The organism is Dactylosporangium sp. NPDC005555, assembly GCF_040605635.1.
Taxonomy (GTDB): domain Bacteria; phylum Actinomycetota; class Actinomycetes; order Mycobacteriales; family Micromonosporaceae; genus Dactylosporangium.
This window is the reverse complement of the sequence record NZ_JBEXDG010000030.1, coordinates 62,170-82,439: the sequence shown is the minus strand read 5'-3', so window position 1 is coordinate 82,439 and position 20,270 is coordinate 62,170. Positions and strand designations below refer to the sequence as shown.

At 72.2% G+C, this 20,270-nt stretch carries 16 protein-coding genes and 1 riboswitch; of the genes, 6 read left to right on the top strand and 10 right to left on the bottom strand.

Going from position 1 to position 20,270, the window contains the following annotated elements; translation table 11 throughout:
* Positions 1–9 precede the first annotated feature (9 nt).
* The gene (meaB, locus tag ABZS58_RS29860; protein WP_354786549.1) at positions 10–996 is read left to right on the top strand and encodes a methylmalonyl Co-A mutase-associated GTPase MeaB; all 987 of its coding nucleotides are present in this window, start codon (positions 10–12) and stop codon (positions 994–996) included.
* Between the two features lie 59 nt (positions 997–1,055).
* Here the strand turns inward: meaB and ABZS58_RS29855 are convergent, their stop codons facing one another.
* Positions 1,056–1,274: a ferredoxin gene (locus ABZS58_RS29855; RefSeq protein ID WP_354786548.1), complete on the bottom strand. Its 219-nt coding sequence runs from the start codon at positions 1,272–1,274 to the stop codon at positions 1,056–1,058.
* A gap of 141 nt (positions 1,275–1,415) precedes the next feature.
* Between ABZS58_RS29855 and ABZS58_RS29850 the strand changes: the two genes are divergently transcribed.
* Positions 1,416–2,837, top strand: a complete 1,422-nt coding sequence (locus ABZS58_RS29850) for a condensation domain-containing protein (RefSeq protein ID WP_354786547.1) — start codon at positions 1,416–1,418, stop codon at positions 2,835–2,837.
* A 111-nt stretch (positions 2,838–2,948) separates the two neighbouring features.
* On the opposite strand, the gene ABZS58_RS29845 is transcribed toward ABZS58_RS29850, so the two are convergent.
* Positions 2,949–3,407, bottom strand: coding sequence for an HPF/RaiA family ribosome-associated protein (locus ABZS58_RS29845; protein ID WP_354786546.1), 459 nt, complete (start codon positions 3,405–3,407; stop codon positions 2,949–2,951).
* A gap of 228 nt (positions 3,408–3,635) precedes the next feature.
* Positions 3,636–3,775: riboswitch (cyclic di-AMP (ydaO/yuaA leader) on the top strand.
* Between the two features lie 2 nt (positions 3,776–3,777).
* Here ABZS58_RS29845 and ABZS58_RS29840 point away from each other — a divergent pair.
* Positions 3,778–4,794: a hypothetical protein gene (locus ABZS58_RS29840; protein WP_354786545.1), complete on the top strand. Its 1,017-nt coding sequence runs from the start codon at positions 3,778–3,780 to the stop codon at positions 4,792–4,794.
* Here ABZS58_RS29840 and ABZS58_RS29835 read toward each other — a convergent pair.
* Positions 4,783–5,661 carry a LysR substrate-binding domain-containing protein gene (locus ABZS58_RS29835; protein ID WP_354786544.1) on the bottom strand — a complete coding sequence of 293 codons (879 nt, stop codon included), beginning with the start codon at positions 5,659–5,661 and terminating at the stop codon, positions 4,783–4,785. The genes ABZS58_RS29840 and ABZS58_RS29835 overlap by 12 nt on opposite strands.
* Before the next feature lie 74 nt (positions 5,662–5,735).
* Here ABZS58_RS29835 and ABZS58_RS29830 point away from each other — a divergent pair, with 74 nt between their 5' ends.
* Both ABZS58_RS29830 and ABZS58_RS29825 read left to right on the top strand, forming a co-directional pair.
* Positions 5,736–6,398 (top strand): cyclase family protein, encoded by a 663-nt coding sequence (locus ABZS58_RS29830; protein WP_354786543.1) that lies wholly within the window; start codon positions 5,736–5,738, stop codon positions 6,396–6,398.
* Positions 6,395–6,682: a hypothetical protein gene (locus tag ABZS58_RS29825; protein WP_354786542.1), complete on the top strand. Its 288-nt coding sequence runs from the start codon at positions 6,395–6,397 to the stop codon at positions 6,680–6,682. Before ABZS58_RS29830 ends, ABZS58_RS29825 begins: the two co-directional genes overlap by 4 nt.
* Here ABZS58_RS29825 and ABZS58_RS29820 read toward each other — a convergent pair.
* From ABZS58_RS29820 to ABZS58_RS29795, 6 genes are all read right to left on the bottom strand, one after another.
* Positions 6,643–8,022, bottom strand: a complete 1,380-nt coding sequence (locus ABZS58_RS29820; RefSeq protein WP_354786541.1) for a hypothetical protein — start codon at positions 8,020–8,022, stop codon at positions 6,643–6,645. The genes ABZS58_RS29825 and ABZS58_RS29820 overlap by 40 nt on opposite strands.
* Positions 8,023–8,045: 23 nt before the next feature.
* Positions 8,046–11,579 carry a DNA polymerase III subunit alpha gene (gene dnaE / locus ABZS58_RS29815; RefSeq protein WP_354786540.1) on the bottom strand — a complete coding sequence of 1,178 codons (3,534 nt, stop codon included), beginning with the start codon at positions 11,577–11,579 and terminating at the stop codon, positions 8,046–8,048.
* A 163-nt stretch (positions 11,580–11,742) separates the two neighbouring features.
* Positions 11,743–13,749, bottom strand: coding sequence for a hypothetical protein (locus ABZS58_RS29810; protein WP_354786539.1), 2,007 nt, complete (start codon positions 13,747–13,749; stop codon positions 11,743–11,745).
* A gap of 67 nt (positions 13,750–13,816) precedes the next feature.
* Positions 13,817–17,998, bottom strand: coding sequence for a DUF5682 family protein (locus ABZS58_RS29805; protein ID WP_354786538.1), 4,182 nt, complete (start codon positions 17,996–17,998; stop codon positions 13,817–13,819).
* Between the two features lie 2 nt (positions 17,999–18,000).
* Entirely contained in the window at positions 18,001–19,113 is a 1,113-nt protein-coding gene (locus ABZS58_RS29800; RefSeq protein WP_354786537.1) for an AAA family ATPase, read from the bottom strand.
* The gene (locus tag ABZS58_RS29795) at positions 19,110–19,472 is read right to left on the bottom strand and encodes a hypothetical protein (protein WP_354786536.1); all 363 of its coding nucleotides are present in this window, start codon (positions 19,470–19,472) and stop codon (positions 19,110–19,112) included. Before ABZS58_RS29795 ends, ABZS58_RS29800 begins: the two co-directional genes overlap by 4 nt.
* A gap of 170 nt (positions 19,473–19,642) precedes the next feature.
* On the opposite strand from ABZS58_RS29795, the gene ABZS58_RS29790 reads away from it, so the two are divergent.
* Positions 19,643–20,008 carry an MmcQ/YjbR family DNA-binding protein gene (locus tag ABZS58_RS29790; RefSeq protein ID WP_354786535.1) on the top strand — a complete coding sequence of 122 codons (366 nt, stop codon included), beginning with the start codon at positions 19,643–19,645 and terminating at the stop codon, positions 20,006–20,008.
* A gap of 20 nt (positions 20,009–20,028) precedes the next feature.
* Here the strand turns inward: ABZS58_RS29790 and ABZS58_RS29785 are convergent, their stop codons facing one another.
* Positions 20,029–20,151, bottom strand: coding sequence for a hypothetical protein (locus ABZS58_RS29785; protein ID WP_354786534.1), 123 nt, complete (start codon positions 20,149–20,151; stop codon positions 20,029–20,031).
* Positions 20,152–20,270 lie beyond the last annotated feature (119 nt).

Sequence of the window (20,270 nt, the reverse complement as noted above, 5' to 3'; positions counted from 1 at the left end):
GGTGTCTTCGTGACGGAGACCCTGCTCGACGGGGTGCTGGCCGGGCACCGGGCGTCGATCGGGCGGGCGATCACCCTCGTGGAGTCGACCCGCCACGACCACCGGGCCCGCGCCCAGGAGCTGCTCGTCGCGCTGACCCCGCACGCGGGCAAGGCCAGGCGCGTCGGTGTCACCGGGGTCCCCGGCGTCGGCAAGTCCACGTTCATCGACGCGCTGGGCGTCCACCTGACCGGCGCGGGCCACCGGGTCGCGGTCCTCGCCGTCGACCCCTCCTCGACCCGCACCGGCGGCAGCATCCTCGGCGACAAGACCCGCATGGCCCGGCTCTCCGTCGACGACGCCGCGTTCGTGCGCCCTTCCCCCACCTCCGGCACCCTCGGCGGGGTGGCCCGCGCGACCCGCGAGGCGATGACCGTCGTCGAGGCGGCCGGCTACGACGTCGTCCTGGTCGAGACCGTCGGCGTCGGCCAGTCCGAGACCGCCGTCGCCGGCATGGTGGACTCGTTCCTGCTGCTGGCGCTCGCGCGTACCGGCGACCAGCTGCAAGGCATCAAGAAGGGCGTCCTGGAGCTCGCCGACGTCATCGCCGTCAACAAGGCCGACGGCCCGCACGAGCCCGACGCGCGCAAGGCCGCCCGCGAGCTCGCCGGCGCGCTGCGGCTCCTGCAGGGCTCCGGCCCCGGCCCCGCCTGGCAGGTGCCGGTCGTGACCTGCAGCGGCCTCACCGGCGCCGGCCTGCCCGACCTGTGGTCCCGCCTCGAAGCCCACCACGACCACCTGTCGACGTCCGGCGACCTCACCCGCCGCCGCGAGGCGCAACAGGTCGCGTGGATCTGGGAGACCGCCCGCGGCACACTGCTGGACCGCCTGCACGCCGACCCTGCGGTCCGCGCCCTCGCCCCGGACCTCGAAGCCCAGGTCCGCGCCGGCACCATGACCCCCGGCCAGGCCGCCGACGCCCTCCTCGCCGCCCTCCACCCCCCGGCGCAGCGCTGACTCGCCGCCTTCCACCCCCGGCGCGGCGCTGACGACCGTCTGCCTCCAGCGGCGGCGGGTCAGATCTCGACGGACCGGCCGGTGGCAAGGTCGACGACGCTGATCGCCTCCATGGGGCAGGAGGCCATCGCGTCGAGGACGGCTTCGTCGTCGGGTGCGACGTCCTGGCGCACGGGGTGCGCCCGGCCCTGCACATCGTCCAGCTCGAAGCGGTCCGGGGCGATGCCCGCACAGCTACCCGACCCGATGCACGTGTGGTCCACGGTGATCCGCCACATGTGAACCAACCTATCGAACTCCGCCATTGTTTGCTGCCTTTACCGGAGTTGGCAAGATTCGTACGGACGATTGAAAAAGTTCAACGACGGTCGTAGCTTCTAGGCGCTCACCCTGACCCAGTTCCGGCAGAAGGTGACTCGATGCCCTTACCTCCCACCACCGTGCACTTCAGCTCCGGCCGCGCCGCCGAAGGCCCGCTCATCTGGGCGCAGGCCGCGATCTGGGACGTGTTCCGCTGGCTGCCACCGGACGACTCGACCCTCAACCTCCTCGTCCAGTGCCCCGTCCCCACCGGCCGCGGCCTCGGCGACGTCGCCGAGGCCCTGCGCCACCTCGTCGAACGGCACGACTCCCTGCACACCCTCTACGTCGACACCCCCGAAGGGCCGCGGCAACGGGTCGTCGGCGAGGGCGACATCCCGCTGCGGGTCCACGACATCGGCGACCATGGCACCGACGAGGCCGCCGCCGACCTCGGCGAGCAGCTGCGCAGACCATGGTTCGACATCGGCGCCGACCTGCCGCTGCGGGCCGCGGTGCTGGTCCGCGACGACGAGCCGGTCGCCGTGCTGCTCGCCGCCAGCCACATGGCCGTCGACGGCACGAGCCTCGCGATCGTCCGCGGCGACCTGCTCAACCTGCTCCAGGACCCGCCGGTCGTCGTCGACCCGGGCCAGCAGCCGCTGCAACGCGTCGACTACGAGACCTCCCCCGTCGGCCTGCGCCGCGAGGCGAAAGCGCTCAGCTACTGGTCGAAGCACCTCACCGGCGTCCCCACCCGCATGATCGAGAGCATCCGCGACGGCCGCCCGCCCAACCTCGACTGGGGCCAGATCCAGTCCCCCGCCCTGGCCCTGGCGACCAACAGCCTGGCCGCCCGCTTCGGCGTCCCGCCGGCGACGGTCCTTCTGGCGGGGATCACGCTGCAGCTGGCCGCATACACCGGCGGGACCGATGCCCTCCTGCGCATGATCGTGGCGACCCGCTTCCGCCCGGCGAGCCGGGCTCTGGTCGGCGCCTTCAACCAGAACGCCCTCTTCAGACTCGCCTTCGACATCCACCCCGAGCAACGCGACGCCCGCCCTGCGGGAAGTGCCGAGGAGACCGTCGGCGAGCTGCTGCACCGCGCTTCGGACGCCGCACTCCTGGCATACGCCCACTGCGAATACGACCCGGGCAAGCTCGAAGCCCTGTTCGCCGACGTCGCCGCCGATCGGGGGATCACGCCCGACGGCTACTGCTTCTTCAACGACACCCGCTTCTCCGCCCAGGACCAGTCCCCGCCCGCGCTCCCGTCGGACCTCCCCGAGGCGATCCACGCGGCACTCCCGGCGACGAAGCTGCGCGCCCCCGTCATCGACCGCACGCCGAAGGGCGCGAACTTCTTCATGTTCCTCACCGACCTCGGCGACACCGCGGAACTGATGCTGTGCGCGGAACACGGCTTCCTCGGCGAACGCGGCCCCCTCGGCTTCCTGGCCGGCCTCGAACGTCTCATCGTCAGAGCCACCCTCGATGAACACGCCACCACAAGGCTCCTCTACCGCGAAGCCACCGCCTGACAGCCGGCGCCACCGAACAAAGCCACCGATACACGGCACCGAACACGGCACCGAACGATGGAACACCGCGGGGCACGGACCAACGTCCGCGCCCCGCGATCGAACCGTGCGTCAGACGCTCCGCTCCTGCCGATCCGGGACGACGGCGTCGGCGCCGACGGAGGCCGCGTCCAGGGCCGGGGTCAGCTCGGGCGAGATGACGTCGTTGATGGTGGTCTCGCGGAGGCGACGGTTGTGCCGCGGCTCCTGGCGGGTCTTCGCGTCGCTCAGCAGGCGGCGGAGGTCGTCGCGGACCTCGTTGATCGCGGCGTGCAGGTCCTCCTCCGACGATGTCGCGACGATCTTCTGGTGGCCGGCGATCCAGCACTCCAGGGTCACCTTCTGCCCACGGGCGGACCGGTCCTTCACCGACACCTCGAACTCGGTGGAGTCGACAGGAAACCCGGCCAGGTGACTGTCGAGCGTGGCGAACTGCTCGGCGATCCAGACCCTGTCCCCCTGGGAGAAGCCGGCGCCGACGCGCAGGCAGTCCTCGACTGTGGCCGGTGTGCTCGTAGCACTTCTCGACATGTCCGAGACCCCTTCCGTTGCTTGCCTTGACCATCACCGCTTACCCCGCAATGACCCTGTTCATGTCCCCCAAACCTTCCTAGGAGGCTAGCCTACCACCTCCTCGAGCCACCCGCAGAGCCCCCGAGCGGACCGCCACCGGGCCGTTACCGAAGGTCCGTGAAAAGGATGAATGCGCAGGTGGTTAGGGTCGGCGGCGGCCCCGTTCGTAGGTGCTGACCGCGCCGGCGAGGGCCGGCGGCGAGCCGTGCCCAGCGGGCCGGGGAACCACGTTTCTTGGGGTGAATCCGCTCGAATCGGAGCGGTAGGGGCGACTGTTCCGTCCCGAATCCGTCAGCTCACCCGGTAGGCGGCCGATGGAGGGAACAGTATGTCCAGACCTCCGTGGATCGTCGCCGCCCTGACGGCGCTCGCGATCCTCCTGACCCCGGCCGTGGTGCTCGGCACGGCCTCACAGGCGTACGCCAGTGAGGGTGGCGACCCTGCGCTCATCAAGAAGCTCGACGAGACCAACCGCGCGTACATCGACGCGCAGAACGTCCTGACGGCGTCGCTCGCACGACAGACGACCCTGAAGCGGCAGCAGGACGAGCTGGAGCCGCGGTACGCCGAGCTCCGCGACGACACCCAGTCGATGTCGATCGCCGCCTACCAGAACGGCGGCGGCCTGCGCAGCGCGGCCACGCTGCTGGACAGCGGCACACCCGGAGTGTTCGCCGACCGCGTGAGCACCCTGGAGGTCATCGCGCGCGGCAACGCCGAACAGCTCAAGCAGGTGACGAAGGCCCGCGAGGAGCTGACGAGGACGAAGGCGACCATCGACGCCGAGGTCGCCAAGCAGCAGGCCAGCATGGCGGTGATGACGAAGCAGAAGGCCGAGCTCGAGGAGGCCCTCGCCCAGTCGAAGAACGCCGTCGACGCGTCCACCACGTGGAGCGGCAACACCACCGGCAAGGCCGCTGAGCCCGCACCCCGGCGGGCCGACGGTTCCTGGCCGGCCGAGTCGTGCGGCACCGCCGACCCGACGACGAAGGGCTGCCTGACCCCGCGGACGCTGCACGCCCTGCAGCAGGTGCAGAAGGCGGGCTTCGGCCACTTCGTGTCGTGCTGGCGGCCGCCGGGCGAGCCGTATGAGCACCCCAAGGGCCGGGCCTGTGACTTCGCCGCCGACGCGAAGGACTTCGGCGGCGTGGCGACCGGCGCGTCGAAGGAGTACGGCACGCAGCTCGCCGCCTGGCTGGTGAAGAACGCCCAGGCGCTCGGCGTCATGTACGTGATCTGGTTCAAGCAGATCTGGACGCCGGCGGGCGGCTGGCACTCGTACGGCAGCGGTCAGGGCGACCCGAGCAGCGACCACACCAACCACGTGCACATGTCAATCTACTAACACCGACAGCAGCGCCGACACCGCCGGCAGGGCCGCTCTGCCGGCGGTGACCAGCGCGTCCAGCCGGCGCGCACCGGCGACCGGGAGATCGGTCACCCGCAGGTTCAACGAGGACACGTCCCGCAGCGCCAGGTCCGGCGCGATCGTGGCGCCCTGACCCGCCGCGACGAGCGCGAGGACGACCGGATAGTCGACGCACGCGTGCACCCGCCGCGGGGTGAAGCCACGCTCGCGGCCGAGCCGGTCCAGGATCTGTCCGGTCGTCGAGGACGGCGGCCCGGCGACCCACGGCCGGTCCGCGAGGTCGCTGTACGAGTGCACGGGCGGCCAGCCTGCGGGCACCACGACCCGGTACGGGTCCTCGCCGAGCGGCACGGCGCTGACCTGCCGCCGCGACTCCAGGCCCAGCGTGGCGTCCCGCTCGGTGATCGTCACGTCGAGGCCGCCGAGGCGCAGTTCGCGCAGCGCGGGCGGGCCGTCGAGCTCGGTGATCGAGCAGGTCACGTCCGGATGGTCGCGGGCGAGCGTGGCCAGGGCCGGGATCAGCATGTGCCGGATCACGGTCGCGAACGCCCCGACCCGGACCAGGCCGGCGGCGCGGCCGGACATGGCGGCCAGCTCCCGCTCCGCCTCGGCGAGCTCACGCCCGATCGCCTCGGCGCGGGCGGCGAGGACCCGCCCGGCCGCGGTCAGCACCGCGCGGCGCCCGGACCGGTCCACCAAGGGGCGGCCGACGGTGTGTTCCAGCTGCGCGAGCTGCTGCGACACCGCCGACGGGGTGACGTGCAGCGCGGCCGCGGCGCCGGCGAGGGTCCCGCGCCGGGCGATCGCGGCGAGCACCGCGAGACGGCGCGGATCGAGGTTCAATGCAGTCCCGCTTCAGTCCAACTGTAGGAAATCTCGTTCACACGTTAGCTGCGCTGTCTGCCACGATGCGAGGCGTGAGTCGTTTCATCGAGCTGAGCCACCCCATCCACGCCGGGCTGGTCACCTATCCGGGCATGCCCGGCCCCGTGATCAGCGACTACCTGTCCCGGGAGGACGCCCGCGGCAGGTATGCGCCCGGCACCGACTTCCAGATCGGCCGCATCGACCTGATCGCCAACACCGGCACATACCTCGACACACCCGCGCACCGGTTCGAGGGCCGCGGCGACCTCACCGACGTCCCGCTCGAACGGGTCGCGGACCTGCCCGGCGTCCTCGTCGACGCCACGGGTGAGCGTGCGATCGACGCGGCGCTGCTCCAGAAGGCCGCCACGGACGTCACCGATCGCGCCGTCCTCGTGTGCACGGGCTGGTCGAGGCACTTCGGCACACCGGCGTACGGTGACCCGGCCGCGCCGTTCCTGACCCGCGACGCCGTCGAGTGGCTGGTGGCGCGGCGGCCCGCGCTGGTCGGGATCGACTCGGTCAACATCGACGACGTCGCGGACCTGACCCGCCCGGCGCACACCGGGCTGCTCGACGCCGGGATCTTCGTCGTCGAGCATCTCACCGACCTGGACCGGCTCCCCCTCGACGGGTGGAAGTTCACGGCCGTGCCGCCGCGGATCGCGGGCATGGGCACGTTCACCGTCCGCGCCTACGCGGTGACCTCATGATCGCGGTGATCGGCTGGGCGGGCGCCGCCGGTCTCCTCGCCGCGTACGCGCTGGTCTCCACGAAACGGATCACCGGTGACGGCGCCGTCTTCCAGGGCCTGAACATCGCCGGCGGCGCGGCGCTCGCGCTCAACTCGGCCGTCAACGGCGCCTGGCCCTCGGCCGTGCTCAACGTCGTGTGGGTCGCGATCGGCGCTGTGGCGATCTTCCGCCTGGCGAGGCGGCAGCGCCGGGAGAAGCAGCGTCAGAGCCGCCCCGAATACCAGGGCGTCCTGACCCGGTAGAAGACGAACCGGCCCGGCGCCGACGCGCACGCCAGATACGTGTGGCTCCACGTGCACGTGCCGAGGGCCACCTCGAGGGCGCCCAGGTCACGGGTCGCGCCGTTGCCCGCCTGTACACCCAGCAGGCTGAACGGACCGGTCGGCGCCTCGGCGGGCAGCAGCAGATAGCTGCCCTCGTCGAGGCGGGCGGCGCGCCTGCCGGGCCAGCGCCGCACCACACGACCGGTGTCGTCGAGCAGCACCGCGCCGCTGTCGTCGCCGAGCATGACCCGGTCGCCGACGGGCAGCAGGGTCGTGGCGCCGTCGACGTCGACGCGGAAGGCGACCTCGCCGGTGCGGATGTCCAGGGCGGTCACCCGGTGCGGCTCGACCGCGCAGACGCGCCGCTCCCCGCACGCGGTGAGCAACCCGACGCGGGCCTGCGCGTCCGGTGACGTCCACGTCCACTGGACCTTGCCGAGCTCGAACCGGTCGTGCGCCTGGACGCGGTACCCGGGCCCGGGCGCGGCGACGAAGACCTGCTCCTCGTAGGGGTACACGAGGTCCTCGGGCCCGGCGACGCCCGGCGCCGAGTCGTCGGGCTTGCCGCTGGACAGGCTCAGCACCTCGATGCCGCGGTCGGCGACGGTACGCACGAGGTGCGGGTCGACGGTCAAAGGCTCGTCGATGGCGGCGCCGTCCGGTGACGTCGGGACCTGCTGGTGGCTCCAGTTGTCGGTCAGCCAGAAGCTCTCCGGGCCACCCGGCTGGTCGAGGACGGCGATCTCCTTCTGCGTGCCGACGTCGGTGACGACGAGTTTGTGGTCTGCGCCGCGGTACCGCACGAAGTACTTGCCGACGAGTTCCCAGCGGTCCCCGGCGACGACCTCGAACTTGATGAACGGCACCCCGTTGGACGCGTTGAGCAGGGTGATCGTGCGACGGCCCGCGCCGTCCGGGGCGCCGGTGACGATCACGGAACCGCGGGCGAAACTGAACGACTCGACGCCGGTGAGCGCCGTGTTGGTCCAGATCGGCGGGCCGCCGGGCTTGTCGACGTCGACGGCGTTGAGGTGGAAGCGCCCAGTGGCTCCCGGGCCCGCCTGGTAACCGACGAAAGCCCGGCTGCTGTCCAGGACCGCGCGCAGGCCGGGGCCCTCGACCGCGCCGGGCAGGCCGGCCTCACCGACGCGGGTGAGCCGGTCGAACGCGTAGGGCCGCTGGTTGAGCCGATACACGAACGCGCCGACGAGCACGGCCACGACGAGGACCGCGACGACCGCGGCGGACCACCGGGCACGCCGCGAGAGCCACAGCGACCGACGCGGGCGCAGGCCGTCGGCTAAGGCGTGCGTATGCACCCGCCGACCCTACCGTGAGCGGTTCAGGAAAAACTGTTCGGGCCCAGCAGCGCCTTCAGGTCGCCCTTGAGCGCGGTGGTGGGGGCGACATGGTATGGCCCGAGGCGCAGCAGGGTGATCTTCGATCCGTTCTGCAGTTTGATGTGCACCTCGGCCTTGCCCGGGTGGTTGAGCAGGATCTCCTTGAGCCGGTCGACGAGCGGCGGCGTGCACCGGGTCGCGGGCAGCGACAGCACGACGGGCCGGTTCTCGTCGGCGACGGTGATGTCGGGCATCGACAGGTCCATCGCCATGAGGCGCGGCGTCTCGTCGCGCCGGTCGACGCGGCCCTTCACCACGACGATGGCGTCCTCGGCGATGTACTGGCCGACGAGCTCATACGTGTTGGGGAAGAACAACGCCTCGACGGCACCGCCGAGGTCCTCCAGGGTCGCCGACGCCCACGGCTTGCCCTGCTTGGTGATGCGCCGCTGCACGCCGGTGAGCATGCCCGCGAGGGTGACGACGGCACCGTCCTGCACGGCACCCTCCTCGGACAGGCTGCTGATGACGGTGTCGGCGGCCTTCGAAAGCACCGATTCCAGGCCGAACAGCGGGTGGTCGGACACGTACAGGCCGAGCATCTCCCGCTCGAAGGTGAGCAGCTCCCGCTTCTCCCACTCGATCTGCGGGATCGCGGCGGTCATGGCGGGACCGGAGTCGCCCGCGCCGGCGTCGCCGAACGCGTCGCCGAAGAGGTCGAACTGGCCGATGGCCTCGTTCTTCTTGATGTCGGCGTACGCGTCGATCGCGTCGGCGTGGATGGCGAGCAGGCCGCGGCGCGGGTGCTCCATGGAGTCGAACGCGCCGGCCTTGATGAGCGACTCGATGGTCTTCTTGTTGCACACGACGGCGTCCACCTTGGACAGGAAGTCGTGGAAGTCCTTGTACGGCGCGGCCTGCCGGCACCGCACGATCGCGTCGACGACGTTGTGGCCGACGTTGCGCACGGCGGCGAGCCCGAAGCGGATGTCCTTGCCGACCGGCGTGAACGGGCCCGCGGACGTGTTGACGTCGGGCGGGAGCACGTCGATGCCCATCCGCCGGCACTCCGACAGGTACAGCGCCATCTTGTCCTTGTCGTCGCCGACGCTGGTCAGCAGCCCGGCCATGTACTCGGCCGGGTAGTTCGCCTTGAGGTACGCCGTCCAGTACGACACCAGACCGTAGCCGGCCGTGTGCGCCTTGTTGAACGCGTAGTCGGCGAACGGCACGAGCACGTCCCAGATCTTCTGGATCGCCTCGTCGGAGTAGCCGTTGCCGCGCATGCCGTCGCGGAACGGCACGAACTCCTTCTCCAGGACCTCTTTCTTCTTCTTGCCCATCGCCCGGCGCAGCAGGTCGGCCTGGCCGAGGGTGTAGCCGGCGAGTTTCTGCGCGGCGCGCTGCACCTGCTCCTGGTAGACGATCAGGCCGTGGGTCGGGCCGAGGATCTCCTGGAGCGGCTCCTCCAGCTCGGGGTGGATCGGGATGATGTCCTGCTGCTTGTTCTTGCGCAGCGCGTAGTTGGTGTGCGAGTTGGCGCCCATCGGGCCCGGCCGGTACAGCGCCAGGACCGCGGAGATGTCCTCGAAGTTGTCGGGCTTCATGAGCCGCAGCAGCGAGCGCATCGGCCCGCCGTCGAGCTGGAACACCCCGAGGGTGTCGCCGCGGGACAGCAGCTCGTAGGCGGCCTTGTCGTCCAGGGGCAGGGCGAGCAGGTCGACCTTCGTGCCGTGGGTTCTCTCGATGTTCTTCAGCGCGTCGTCGATGATGGTGAGGTTGCGCAGGCCCAGGAAGTCCATCTTGAGCAGCCCGAGGTCCTCACACGTCGGGTAGTCGAACTGGGTGATGATCGCCCCGTCGGCGTCGCGGCGCGACAGCGGCACGTGGTCGATGAGGGGTTCGGCGGACATGATGACGCCGGCGGCGTGCACACCTGTCTGCCGGATCAGGCCCTCGATGCCCTTCGCGGTCTCGACGACCTTCTTCACGTCGGGGTCGCTGTCGTACAGCGCGCGGAACTCGACCGCCTCGCTGTAGCGCGGGTGGTTGGGGTCGAAGATGCCGGTGAGCGGGATGTCCTTGCCCATCACGGCGGGCGGCATCGCCTTGGTGATCCGGTCGCCGACCGCGAACGGGTAGCCGAGCACCCTGGCGGAGTCCTTGATCGCGGCCTTGGCCTTGATCGTGCCGAACGTGGCGATCTGCGCGACCCGGTCCTCGCCCCACCGCTCGGTGACGTACCGGATGACGTCGCCGCGCCGGCGCTCGTCGAAGTCGATGTCGACGTCGGGCATGGAGACACGGTCGGGGTTGAGGAACCGCTCGAAGATCAGGCCGTGCGGCAGCGGGTCGAGGTCGGTGATGCCCATGGCATACGCGACGAGGCTGCCCGCGGCAGAGCCACGCCCGGGTCCGACGGCGATGCCCTGGTTCTTCGCCCAGAGGATGAAGTCGGACACGACCAGGAAGTAGCCGGGGAAGCCCATCTCGATGATCATGTCGATCTCGTATTCGACCTGCTTGGCGTGCTCCTCGTCGATCCCGCCCGGGAAGCGGCGGGCCATCCCGCGGTGCGCCTCGGCGCGGAAGAACGACGCCTCGGTCTCGCCCTCGGGCACCGGGAAGCGCGGCATGAGGTTGCGCTTCTCGAACATCCCGGTCGTGTCGACCTTCTCCGCGACCAGCAGGGTGTTGCGGCAGCCGGCCTGCCACAGGTCGGAGCTGTCGACGGCGCGCATCTCGTCGGCGGACTTCAGGTAGTAGCCCGAACCGCCGAACCGGAACCGGTTCGGGTCGTTGATGTTGGCCGCGGTCTGCACGCACAGCAGCACGTCGTGCGCCTCGGCCTGCGACTCGTGCGTGTAGTGCGAGTCGTTGGTGACCACCGGCGGGATGTTGAGCCGCTTGCTGATCTCGGTCAGGCCCTCGCGGACCCGCCGCTCGATGTCCAGGCCGTGGTCCATGACCTCGAGGAAGTAGTTCTCCTTGCCGAAGATCTCCTGGTACTTCGCGGCGGCCGCCAGGGCCTCGTCGAACTGGTCGAGCCGCAGCCGGGTCTGCACCTCGCCGGACGGGCAGCCGGTGGTGGCCATCAGACCGTCGGCGTGCTCGGCGATGATCTCCATGTCCATCCGGGGCCACTTCACGAAGTGTCCCTCGATCGACGCCCGCGAGTTGAGCCGGAACAGGTTGTGCAGGCCGGTGCGGTTGCGCGCCCAGATGGTCTTGTGCGTGTAGCCGCCGCTGCCGGAGACGTCGTCGTCCTTCTGGTCCGGCCGGCCCCACTTGACGCGCTTCTTCACCAGCCGCGACTCGGGCGCGACGTACGCCTCGACGCCGAGGATCGGGGTGACGCCGGCCGCGATCGCCTTGTTGTAGAAGTCATACGCGCCGTGCATGTTGCCGTGGTCGGTGATCGCGACGGCGGGCATGCCGAGACGGTTCGCCTCCTTGAACATGTCCTTCAGTCGCGCCGCTCCGTCGAGCATGGAGTACTCGGTGTGCACATGGAGATGCACGAACGAGTCGGCCATGCTGCGCCCCCCTATTGAGCTGTCCTACGGTTCCGGCGGGTCAGCCTAACCACGGTTCATGATCGACACGCCGTCGAGTTGATGTGATCCCACTTGCGTCGAGCTTTTCGGCACACGCAGACCGGGCAAAACGACTGCGCTTCGACGGTCCGTCACGGGCGGGTCACTGCAGTTCAGCGGTCACCAGGAGGCGCAGGTACGCGTCGGCCCACAACGCCACCGTCGCGTCGTCCGGGTCGGGGCCGAGCCCGGCCCGCAGGGCGCCGACGGCGGCGGCCGCGCGGCGCAGCCCCGCCCCCGCGAGGCCCGCCTCCGCGTCCTTGAGCCGGCCAGCGAACGTCGGCGGGAGCATCCGCAGCCCGCGGTGCGGGACCTCCGCGAGCAGCGCCACCGCGGCGTCGACGGCTCGCCGGAGCGGATCGCCGGCACCGGCCTCGCCGCCGCCGACCCGGAAGCCGCCCGCCGGTGCCAGGTCCGGCACCACGACGGCGTCGTCACCGACCGCGAGCCCGAGCGGCTCGACGAGGATCTCGCCGCGGACTCTGCCGACGGTGCCGGCGACGGCGCGAACCGGACCGTCCAGCGCGGCGGCGATCGCGTCCAGGGCGCCGGGCGCGGCCGCGGAGTGGGTCGCGGTGATCGTCGCCACCGCGCCGGCCTCATCGGCGACCACCGCGTCGAGCCGTTGGGCGCCGGGGGCGTACCGCAGCGACCGCACCTCGGCCACCGTGATCACCCGGACGAGCTCGGCCTCGATCCTGGGCCGCACGACGCGCGGCGGCAGCTTGTCCAGCTGCGCCCGCAGCTCCCGCAGGTCCCGCACGACGAGCGCGTCCGGCAGCGACGTCCACGCGCCCTGCGACGGGGTGACGGTGGTCTTCGCGATCCTGCCGGTGGCGAGCCGGACGGTGCGACTGGCGCTGCGGACCGCGGACTCGGTGACGACGGTGCCACCCGCGAGCTGCGCGACCGTCGCGCCGCCGATCCTCGCTCCTTCCTGGAATTTTCGTCGCAGCACCAGGACGGTGGCGCTGTCGGCGTGCGCGAAGTAGATCTCGACCTGCCGGTCGTCGCCGACCGCGCGGACCCGGCAGCCGAGGCCGTCGAGGCGGGCTCGGCGCATCGGCGTCTCCGCGGCCTCCTGCGTGCCGAGGACCCTGGCACGCAGGCTCGCGCCCCGGTTGGCGACGGCCCGCCGCCTGGCGTGCAGCTCCGTGATCAGCCCGGCGAGCCGTTCGTGGCTGTACGAGCCGGCGCGCCGCTCGTATGCGGTCAGCTGCTCCTCCAGGTCGCCGACCGCGAGCAGCGGCCAGCGCAGCCCGGCCTTGTCCAGGCGCTGCCGCACCTCGGCGACCGCGGCGGCGAGGCCGGGGCCGACGTGGGTGGCGCCGGTCAGCAGCACCTCGTCGGCGAGCCGGACCGCCGTGTCGAGGGACGCGTCGCCGCCGCCCTCCCCGGTCCCGGTGCCGCCGACGTCGACCTGCGCGTCGGGCTCGCCGGGCGCCTTGGCGTCGGCCTCCCGGAACGCCCACACGGCCAGGGCGATGATGTCGTCGCGGGTCCCGGCGACCGCGTCGGTGTGCACGAAGCCGAGGTCGTCCGGGACCAGGAACCGCACCGTCGCCGAGCCGAGCTCCACCCGCGGCGCGGGGTCCTTGGCCGAGGGCCGGTGGACGCGGGCGACGTAGCCGGCCCGGTGCTGTTTCCTGGCGGCGCTCAGCCGGCGGGCGCCGATGCGCGCCTCGAGCTGCTCGTCGGTGAAGGCGCCCGGCGACCATTGCCGCTGTTCCGGTCCACTGCCGCCTGTCCTGGGTTCGCCGCCTGTCCTGGGTTCGCCGCCCGTGCCCGGCTCGCCGCCCGTGATGGGTTCGCCGCCCGTCGTGGGTTCGCCGCCCGTCGTGGGTTCGCTGCCTGTCTGGTACGCGATGACGAGCCCGACGATGTGGCGGCAGATGCCGGTGGCGCCGCACGTGCAGGTGCCGCGCTCCAGCCCGCCGGACGGGAGGGTCGCCTCGGGACCGTCCGCGTAGGTGCCGTGGACCGTGCCGTCGGGGTCCTCGGTGATCGCCGGGGGCGCCGCCCCGACCTCGCGGGTCGCGCGTTTCACCAGCCCCCGGTTGGTGAGCGCGGCGAGACCGTCCGGGGTGAGCGCGCTGAGGTCGGCTCTCACGTTCCCACCTGCTCGGCGCTCATCCACCCACCTGCCCGGCGCATCGTCTGCCCACCTGTTCGGCGCTTCATCTGCCCACCTGTTCGGCCACGAACTCCGCCAGTTGCCCCGGGGTCATCGCGCCCACGGAGGCGCCGGCGTCGGCGAGGCGGCCGCCCATGTCGCGGTCGAAGGCGGGGTCGGCGTCCTCGTCGAGCGCCGCCAGGCACAGCACCTTCGACCCTTGCGCCGTGAGCTCCCGCACCAGGTGGACGAGCCGCCCTTCGCCGCCGGTCCCCTCGTACAGGTCGCTGATCAGCACCACGATCGCGCGCCTCGGCTGCTCGATCAGTCCGGCCCCGTACTCGACGGCCTTCGCGATGTCGGTGCCGCCGCCGAGCTGAACCTTCATGAGCAGCTCCACCGGATCGTCGACGTCCGAGGTCAGGTCGACGACCGCGGTGTCGAACGCGACCAGGTGCGTCTTCACGCCCGGCAGCCCCCACAGGCACGCCGCCGTGACGGCCGAGTGGATGACGCTGCCCGTCATCGAGCCCGACTGGTCGACGAGCAGGATCACCTGCCACCGGTCCAGGTGCCGGCGGGTCCGCGCGACGAAGTACGCCGTCTCGACGTACACCTTGCGTTCCCCCGGCCGGTACCGCCCGAGGTTCGCCCGCAGCGTGCGCCTGATGTCGAAGTTCCTCGCGACCTTGAACCTGCTCGCGCTGCGGGACCGCGTCCCGGAGAACGCGTGCCGCACCTGCGTCGCCAGCTTCTCCATCAGCTGCCGTACGACCGTCTCCACGATCCTGCGCGCGAGGAGCAGCACGTCGGGGTTCATCAGATGCTTCGTGCGCAGCACGGCTTTCAGCAGCGTCGGGTTCGGCTCGATCCTGCCCAGCACCGCCGGGTCGGTGACGACGTCATGGATCTCGTACCGCTCCACGGCGTCGCGCTGCAACCGCTCGATCGTCTCCTTCGGGAACAGCGCCGTGATCCCGTCCAGCCAGTCGACGGTGGTCACGACCGACGCACCGTCGCCGCCGTGCCGGGTCTGCGGGCGGATGCCGCGGCGCTCCAGGTCCTCGTCGCGCCCGTACAGCCAGTCGAGCGCGGCGTCGCGCCCCGCCCCTTCCTCGCTGAGCCGCCCGCCGGCCAGGACGGACTGCCCTGGCTCCCCGAGCACGAGCCGCCACCGCTCCAACGCCGTCTCCCCCATCACCCCGCCCTCGCGCGCGACATGCCCCTGCCCGGCGTCGCCTTCTCCACCACCCAGCGCAACGCCGGGCACACCACCCAGCGCGACGCCGGACACACCGTCCAGCGCGACGCCCGACTCGCCGTCCAGCGCGACGTGGAGCACGCCGTCCAGCGCGACACCCGACTCGCCGTCCAGCGCGGCGCCCGACTCGCCGTCCAGCGCGGCACCCGACTCGCCGTCCAGCGCGGCACCCGACTCGCCGTCCAGCGCGGCACCCGACTCGCCGTCCAGCGCGGCGCCCGGCTCGGGCTCGTGCGCGGCGGCGTGACCGGCGCCTTGCGCGGCGTGCTGCCCGACGTCCTGGGCGGCATCGACAGCGGTGTGCTGCTCGAGGGCCGGGTCCTGGTCGGGGGCCGTCATTGTCAGCAGTCCTTCGCGGGTCAGGGCGGCGTCGACGCGGGCCTCCAGGTCGGCCGCCGCGGCGGCGAGCGCTGGATCGGCGACCCTGGACCGCAGCAGCGCCCGGCCGGTCCCGCCGAGCCCGCGCCGGGCGAGGAGATGCCCGGCGACGGTCTCCCGTTCGCGCGGCGGGAAGTACGTGAACGCCTGCCGCAACGCCGGCAACGCGATCAGGAACTCCGCCTCGCCCATCCCGCTGACCATGTCGTCGAGCACGTCGAGCACCCGCGGCGCGTGCAGCACCTCCTCCCGCGCGACGGCGAACAGCCCCGCCAGCCAGTCCCCCACGGTTTCGGGAGCCGCCGCCCCTCGCACCGCCCGCACAGCATCGTCCGCCGCAACGCCGCCCGCCCCGCTGAACCCGCCGCGGCCGGCCTCCGTCACCTTGCCACCCGCCGTCCCACCACCGCCGGTCTCCGCGGACGCGCCGCCGGGCTCGGACGGCACACCGCCGATCTCCGCGGACGCGCCGCCACTCCTGAACCGCACACCGCCGGTCTCCGCAGACGCATCGCCGGGCTCGGGCGGCACACCGCCGGTCTCCACGGACGCATCGCCACTCCCGAACGGCACGCGGCCGGTCTCCGCGGACGCGCCGCCGGGCTCGCCGGTGCCGTCGTTGCATGACTCCGCCGGCCCTGCGACGCCGGGGACGGCGGACGCGCCACCGCCGGACAGGGGCGCGGCGGTGGCGGAGGTGGGGGCGGACCAGCCGAAGCCGAAGGCGGCGCCGCGCAGGTCGGGTGGGGTGCCGGGGTCCGCGGCGACGCGGCGCATCACGGCGAGGGCGACGTCCGGGTCCAGGCCGAGACGGCGCCCCGCGTGGAGCATCGTGTCCCGGACGGCGACGACCGCGGCGATGCGGGCCGGCTCCGCCGGGGACGTGCTGCCCCGGACGCCCTCGGCGAGCCACAGCGCCCGCTGCTGCGCGGCGGCGATGACGGTGCCGAGGGGGGCGCTGCCGGCGGTCCCGAGGAGACGGTCGTGGCGCCACAGGGTCAGCACGACCGCGAGGAGCCTGCCCAGGGCGCCGAGGTCCGCGGCGGCACCGACGGCGGCACGCAGATCGTGCAACACCCGGCCGGACAGCCGGACGGTGCCGCACAACGCGGCGTCGAACAGGGCGTCGGCGAGTCCGGCGACGTCGGCGCCGCGGATGCGTTCGGCCAGGGCGGCCGCGGCCGCTTCGTCGAGGGTCGCCCCGTATGCGCCGGCCTCGATCAACGCGACCAGCCGGTGCTCGTGGACGGTGATGTCCCACTGCTCGGCCAGGACGGGGTCGACGCCAGTGCGTGGGCCGCGGCGGCGGGTGAAGCCGGGGATGCCCAGCACCCGGAGCCGGTGCAGGAGGCGGCTGCGGCGCAGGCCGTCGTCCGTGGTCAGCGGGAGCTCGACGGTGCGCTCGCCGCCGAGTCCTTCCCGTTCGAGGTCGGCGTCGGCGTCGTGGACGAGCGGCGGCAGCGGGGTCGAGGGGTGCAGCCGGCCGACGCGGGAGCCGCTAAGCGCGGCGACCATCTCGACGACGACCGGGTGGGTGCCGGCCCGCAGCCGGCCGCGGGTCGACCAGGGCAGCGGCTCGTCGAGCGCGTCGTGGACGAGCGCGCCGGCGAGCCCGTCGAGGACGTCGGTGCGGCCGGGCCGGTGGTGCCCGCGCACGAGCGCCAGCCCCGCCGCGGTCGCGGTCGCGGCGATGAGGTCGGCGGTCGAGGCCCGCTGGTTGCGGTCCCGGAGCCGACCGACGACGGCACCCGTCAGGTGGCCGGCCGCGTGCCGCAGCCCGCCGTCCCACAGCTGCTGGTAGTACTCCGGCGACGGCATCCCCGACTGGTACCCGTCGAACGCGTCCAGCCGGCGGAACGAGTACGGCACCAGGTAGCTGCCGCCGACCGCGCCGTCGGGCAGCACCGGTGTGTCAGGCCATGCGGCATCACCGTCGGGCAGCACTGGCACGTCAGGCCATGCGGCATCGCCGTCGAGCAGGCGCATCAGGGCCGGCCGGTGGAAGCCGCCGGTGACCACGACGACGGGCCGCTCCCCCGCGTCGGCGGCCGCCGCCCGGATCCAGCGGGCCATGTACGCCTCCCGCCTGCTGTCGCCGTCGCCGGCCGGGGTCTCGCCGCGGATCAGGTCGAAGTAGACGGCGAGCCGCTCGGCGATCCCGTCGTCGGGCGGGATCTCGAAGAGGTGGTCCCACAGCGCGTCCACGTTGTCGACGGCGAACTCGACGCAGAGCCGGTCGACGACGTCGGCATACCGCTGCTCGGCGTCGGCGTACCGGTTCTCCCGCTCGACCATCGCCTTGTCCCATGCGGGCAGGTCGATGAAGCGGACCTCGGCGCCGGCACGGTGGCCCTCCTGCAGCGCGACCCATTCCGGCGAGTACGCGCAGAACGGCGCCCACGAGCCGGAGTGCCGCTCCTCGTCGCGGTAGCTGCTGAACACGGCGACCGGCAGGTCGTGGTCGAGGAGCAGCTCGCCGAGGCGGTCGTTCATGTCGGCGGGACCCTCGACCAGCACGTGTGCCGGCCGCAGCGCCGCGATCGTGCCGGCGACGAGCCTGGCGCAGGCGGGGCTGTGGTGCCGCACGCCGATGAACGTCGTGGCCATCGTCAGCCCGGCAGCTGGTGGCGGGCGGCGTGCAGGGCCTTCCACTGCGCGCCCGGCCGCCAGGTCAGCTGCTGCTCCAGGTAACGGCGCAGCTTCGCGAGATCGTCGGTGTTGTCCTTCGCGGCGGTGCCGGCGAGGCACGTGACGAGGTCCTCGGCGGTGCCCGGCTCCCGGCGCAGGAACCAGCCGCGCAGCCCGACGGCGTGCGCGACGGACACGGCCTCGGCGGTGCTCATCACTGCCGACAGCCGCTCCATCGTGTCGCCGCGCGCGGACTGCCCGGTCCGCAACTCCCGGAACGTGGTGACGAGCACCTCGAGCACGTCACGGCGGGGCGCGGCGGTGACCCCGGACCTGCGCAGCAGCGCGCCCGCCTCCGCCTCGACGAGCGCGAGCTCGGTGTCGAAGTCGGCGATCGGGAACACGGTCTCGAAGTTGAACCGCCGTTTCAGCGCGGCGCTCATCTCGTTGACGCCGCGGTCGCGGGTGTTCGCGGTCGCGATGACGTTGAACCCGTCGCGGGCGAACACCATCGCGGCGGGCCCGGTCAGCTCGGGGATCGCGAGGACCCGGTCCGACAGTGGCGACAGCATGCAGTCCTGGACCTCCAGGGGGCAGCGGGTGATCTCCTCGAACCGCACGACCTTGCCCTCTGCCATCCCGCGCAGCAGCGGCGCCCGCACGAGCGAGCGCTGGTTCGGCCCTTCGGCGACGAGCAGCGCGTAGTTCCACGAATACTTGATCTGGTCCTCTGTCGTCGCCGCGCCGCCCTGGACGGTCAGCGTCGAGTCCCCGCTGACGGCGGCCGCGAGCAGCTCCGACAGCAGCGACTTGGCGGTGCCGGGCTCGCCGACGAGCATCAGCCCGCGGCTGGTGGCGAGCGACACGAGCGCCCGGTCGATGAGCGACGGGTCGCCGACGAACTTGCGGCTCACCCCCACGGCCGGGTCACCGACGATGAACCGGCGCGCGGCCGTGAGGCTCAGCGCCCACCCCGGCGGCCGCTCCCCCTTGTCGGTGTCGCGCAGTGTGGCCAGCTCGTCGGCATACCGGACCTCGGCCGGCGGCCGCTGCACCGTGGCCGCGTCGTGCGACAGGCTTTCGGCGGCGCTCACTGCATGACCTCCCGCAGGTCTCTGATGATCTCGGACACGGTAACGGGGTCGAGCTCACCGGACACGTGCGGCCGGTCCCCGGTCCACGTCCACTGGCCCGGCCCGGCGATCCACACGTCGCGCAGCACCTGCTCGGCCGGCTCGGTGACGTCACCGACGCCGGGGTGAGCGAAGCCGTGGGTGCTGAGGTCGGCGGGAGTGGCGGTGCCGATGAGCGCGGAGCGCCGGCTGGGGCGCGTGGCAACCAGCGTGGCGACGCGGGTGGCCCATGTCGCCGCCGAGGCGGTGCGGGCGGGTGCGCCGCCGCGTCGCGGCAGGACGTCGCGCGGCCATGAGGACGCAACGTCGAACGTGCTCATGTGGCGGCTCCCCGTGCCCCGATTGCGGTTGGCCGTCACCATAGCGACGCCCCCCGACAGTTTCGGCGCACGCCCGCACGCTGCGGGAACGCATTTGATCATGAATCCGATCAAATGGGGAAAATCGGATCCTCGGAAAAGTGTCGGACCCTCCTGTTACACCTACAGGCATGGGAATCCGAACCAGCCGCGGGGTGAGCGTCGACGAGGCGCTCCGGATGGTCCTGACACTGCCTGAGGTCGAGCAACGCCTGCACGGCAACCATCTCGGCTTCCGGGTGCGCGACCGGGGGTTCGCCTACCTGTGCGAGGACGACTGGACCATGCTGGTCAAGACGTCCCGCGAGGAGCAGGCGGCCCTCGTCGAGGACGACCCGCGCGCCTACAAGAAATCGCACGCGTCCGGCCGGTTCGGCTGGGTGCAGGTGCGCCTGCGCAAGGCGCACGAGGACGAGCTCGCCGACCTCATCACCGAGGCATGGCGGATGACCGCCCCGAGGCCGATCGTGGCACGACTGGATCTCGCCCTGAGCTGAGCTGTGTGCGCAGAGGGGAGCTACCGCATCGCGGAAGCCACCATCATGACGAGACCAGCACTCAGCGCGGCGATGAGCACCGTCGCGAGCACGATCCGCGACGACAACCGGACGACCGGGGCGACATTGGCCATGATCTTCATACGCCGCAGGAAACCACGGCGTCCTGAAGCTTGCCTGTGGCCCACCTGAAGCACCCCGCCCAAGCCGGGCAGAACGCCGCTGCCGCGACCCGCTCGAGCCACACGGGACGCCCCGGGGC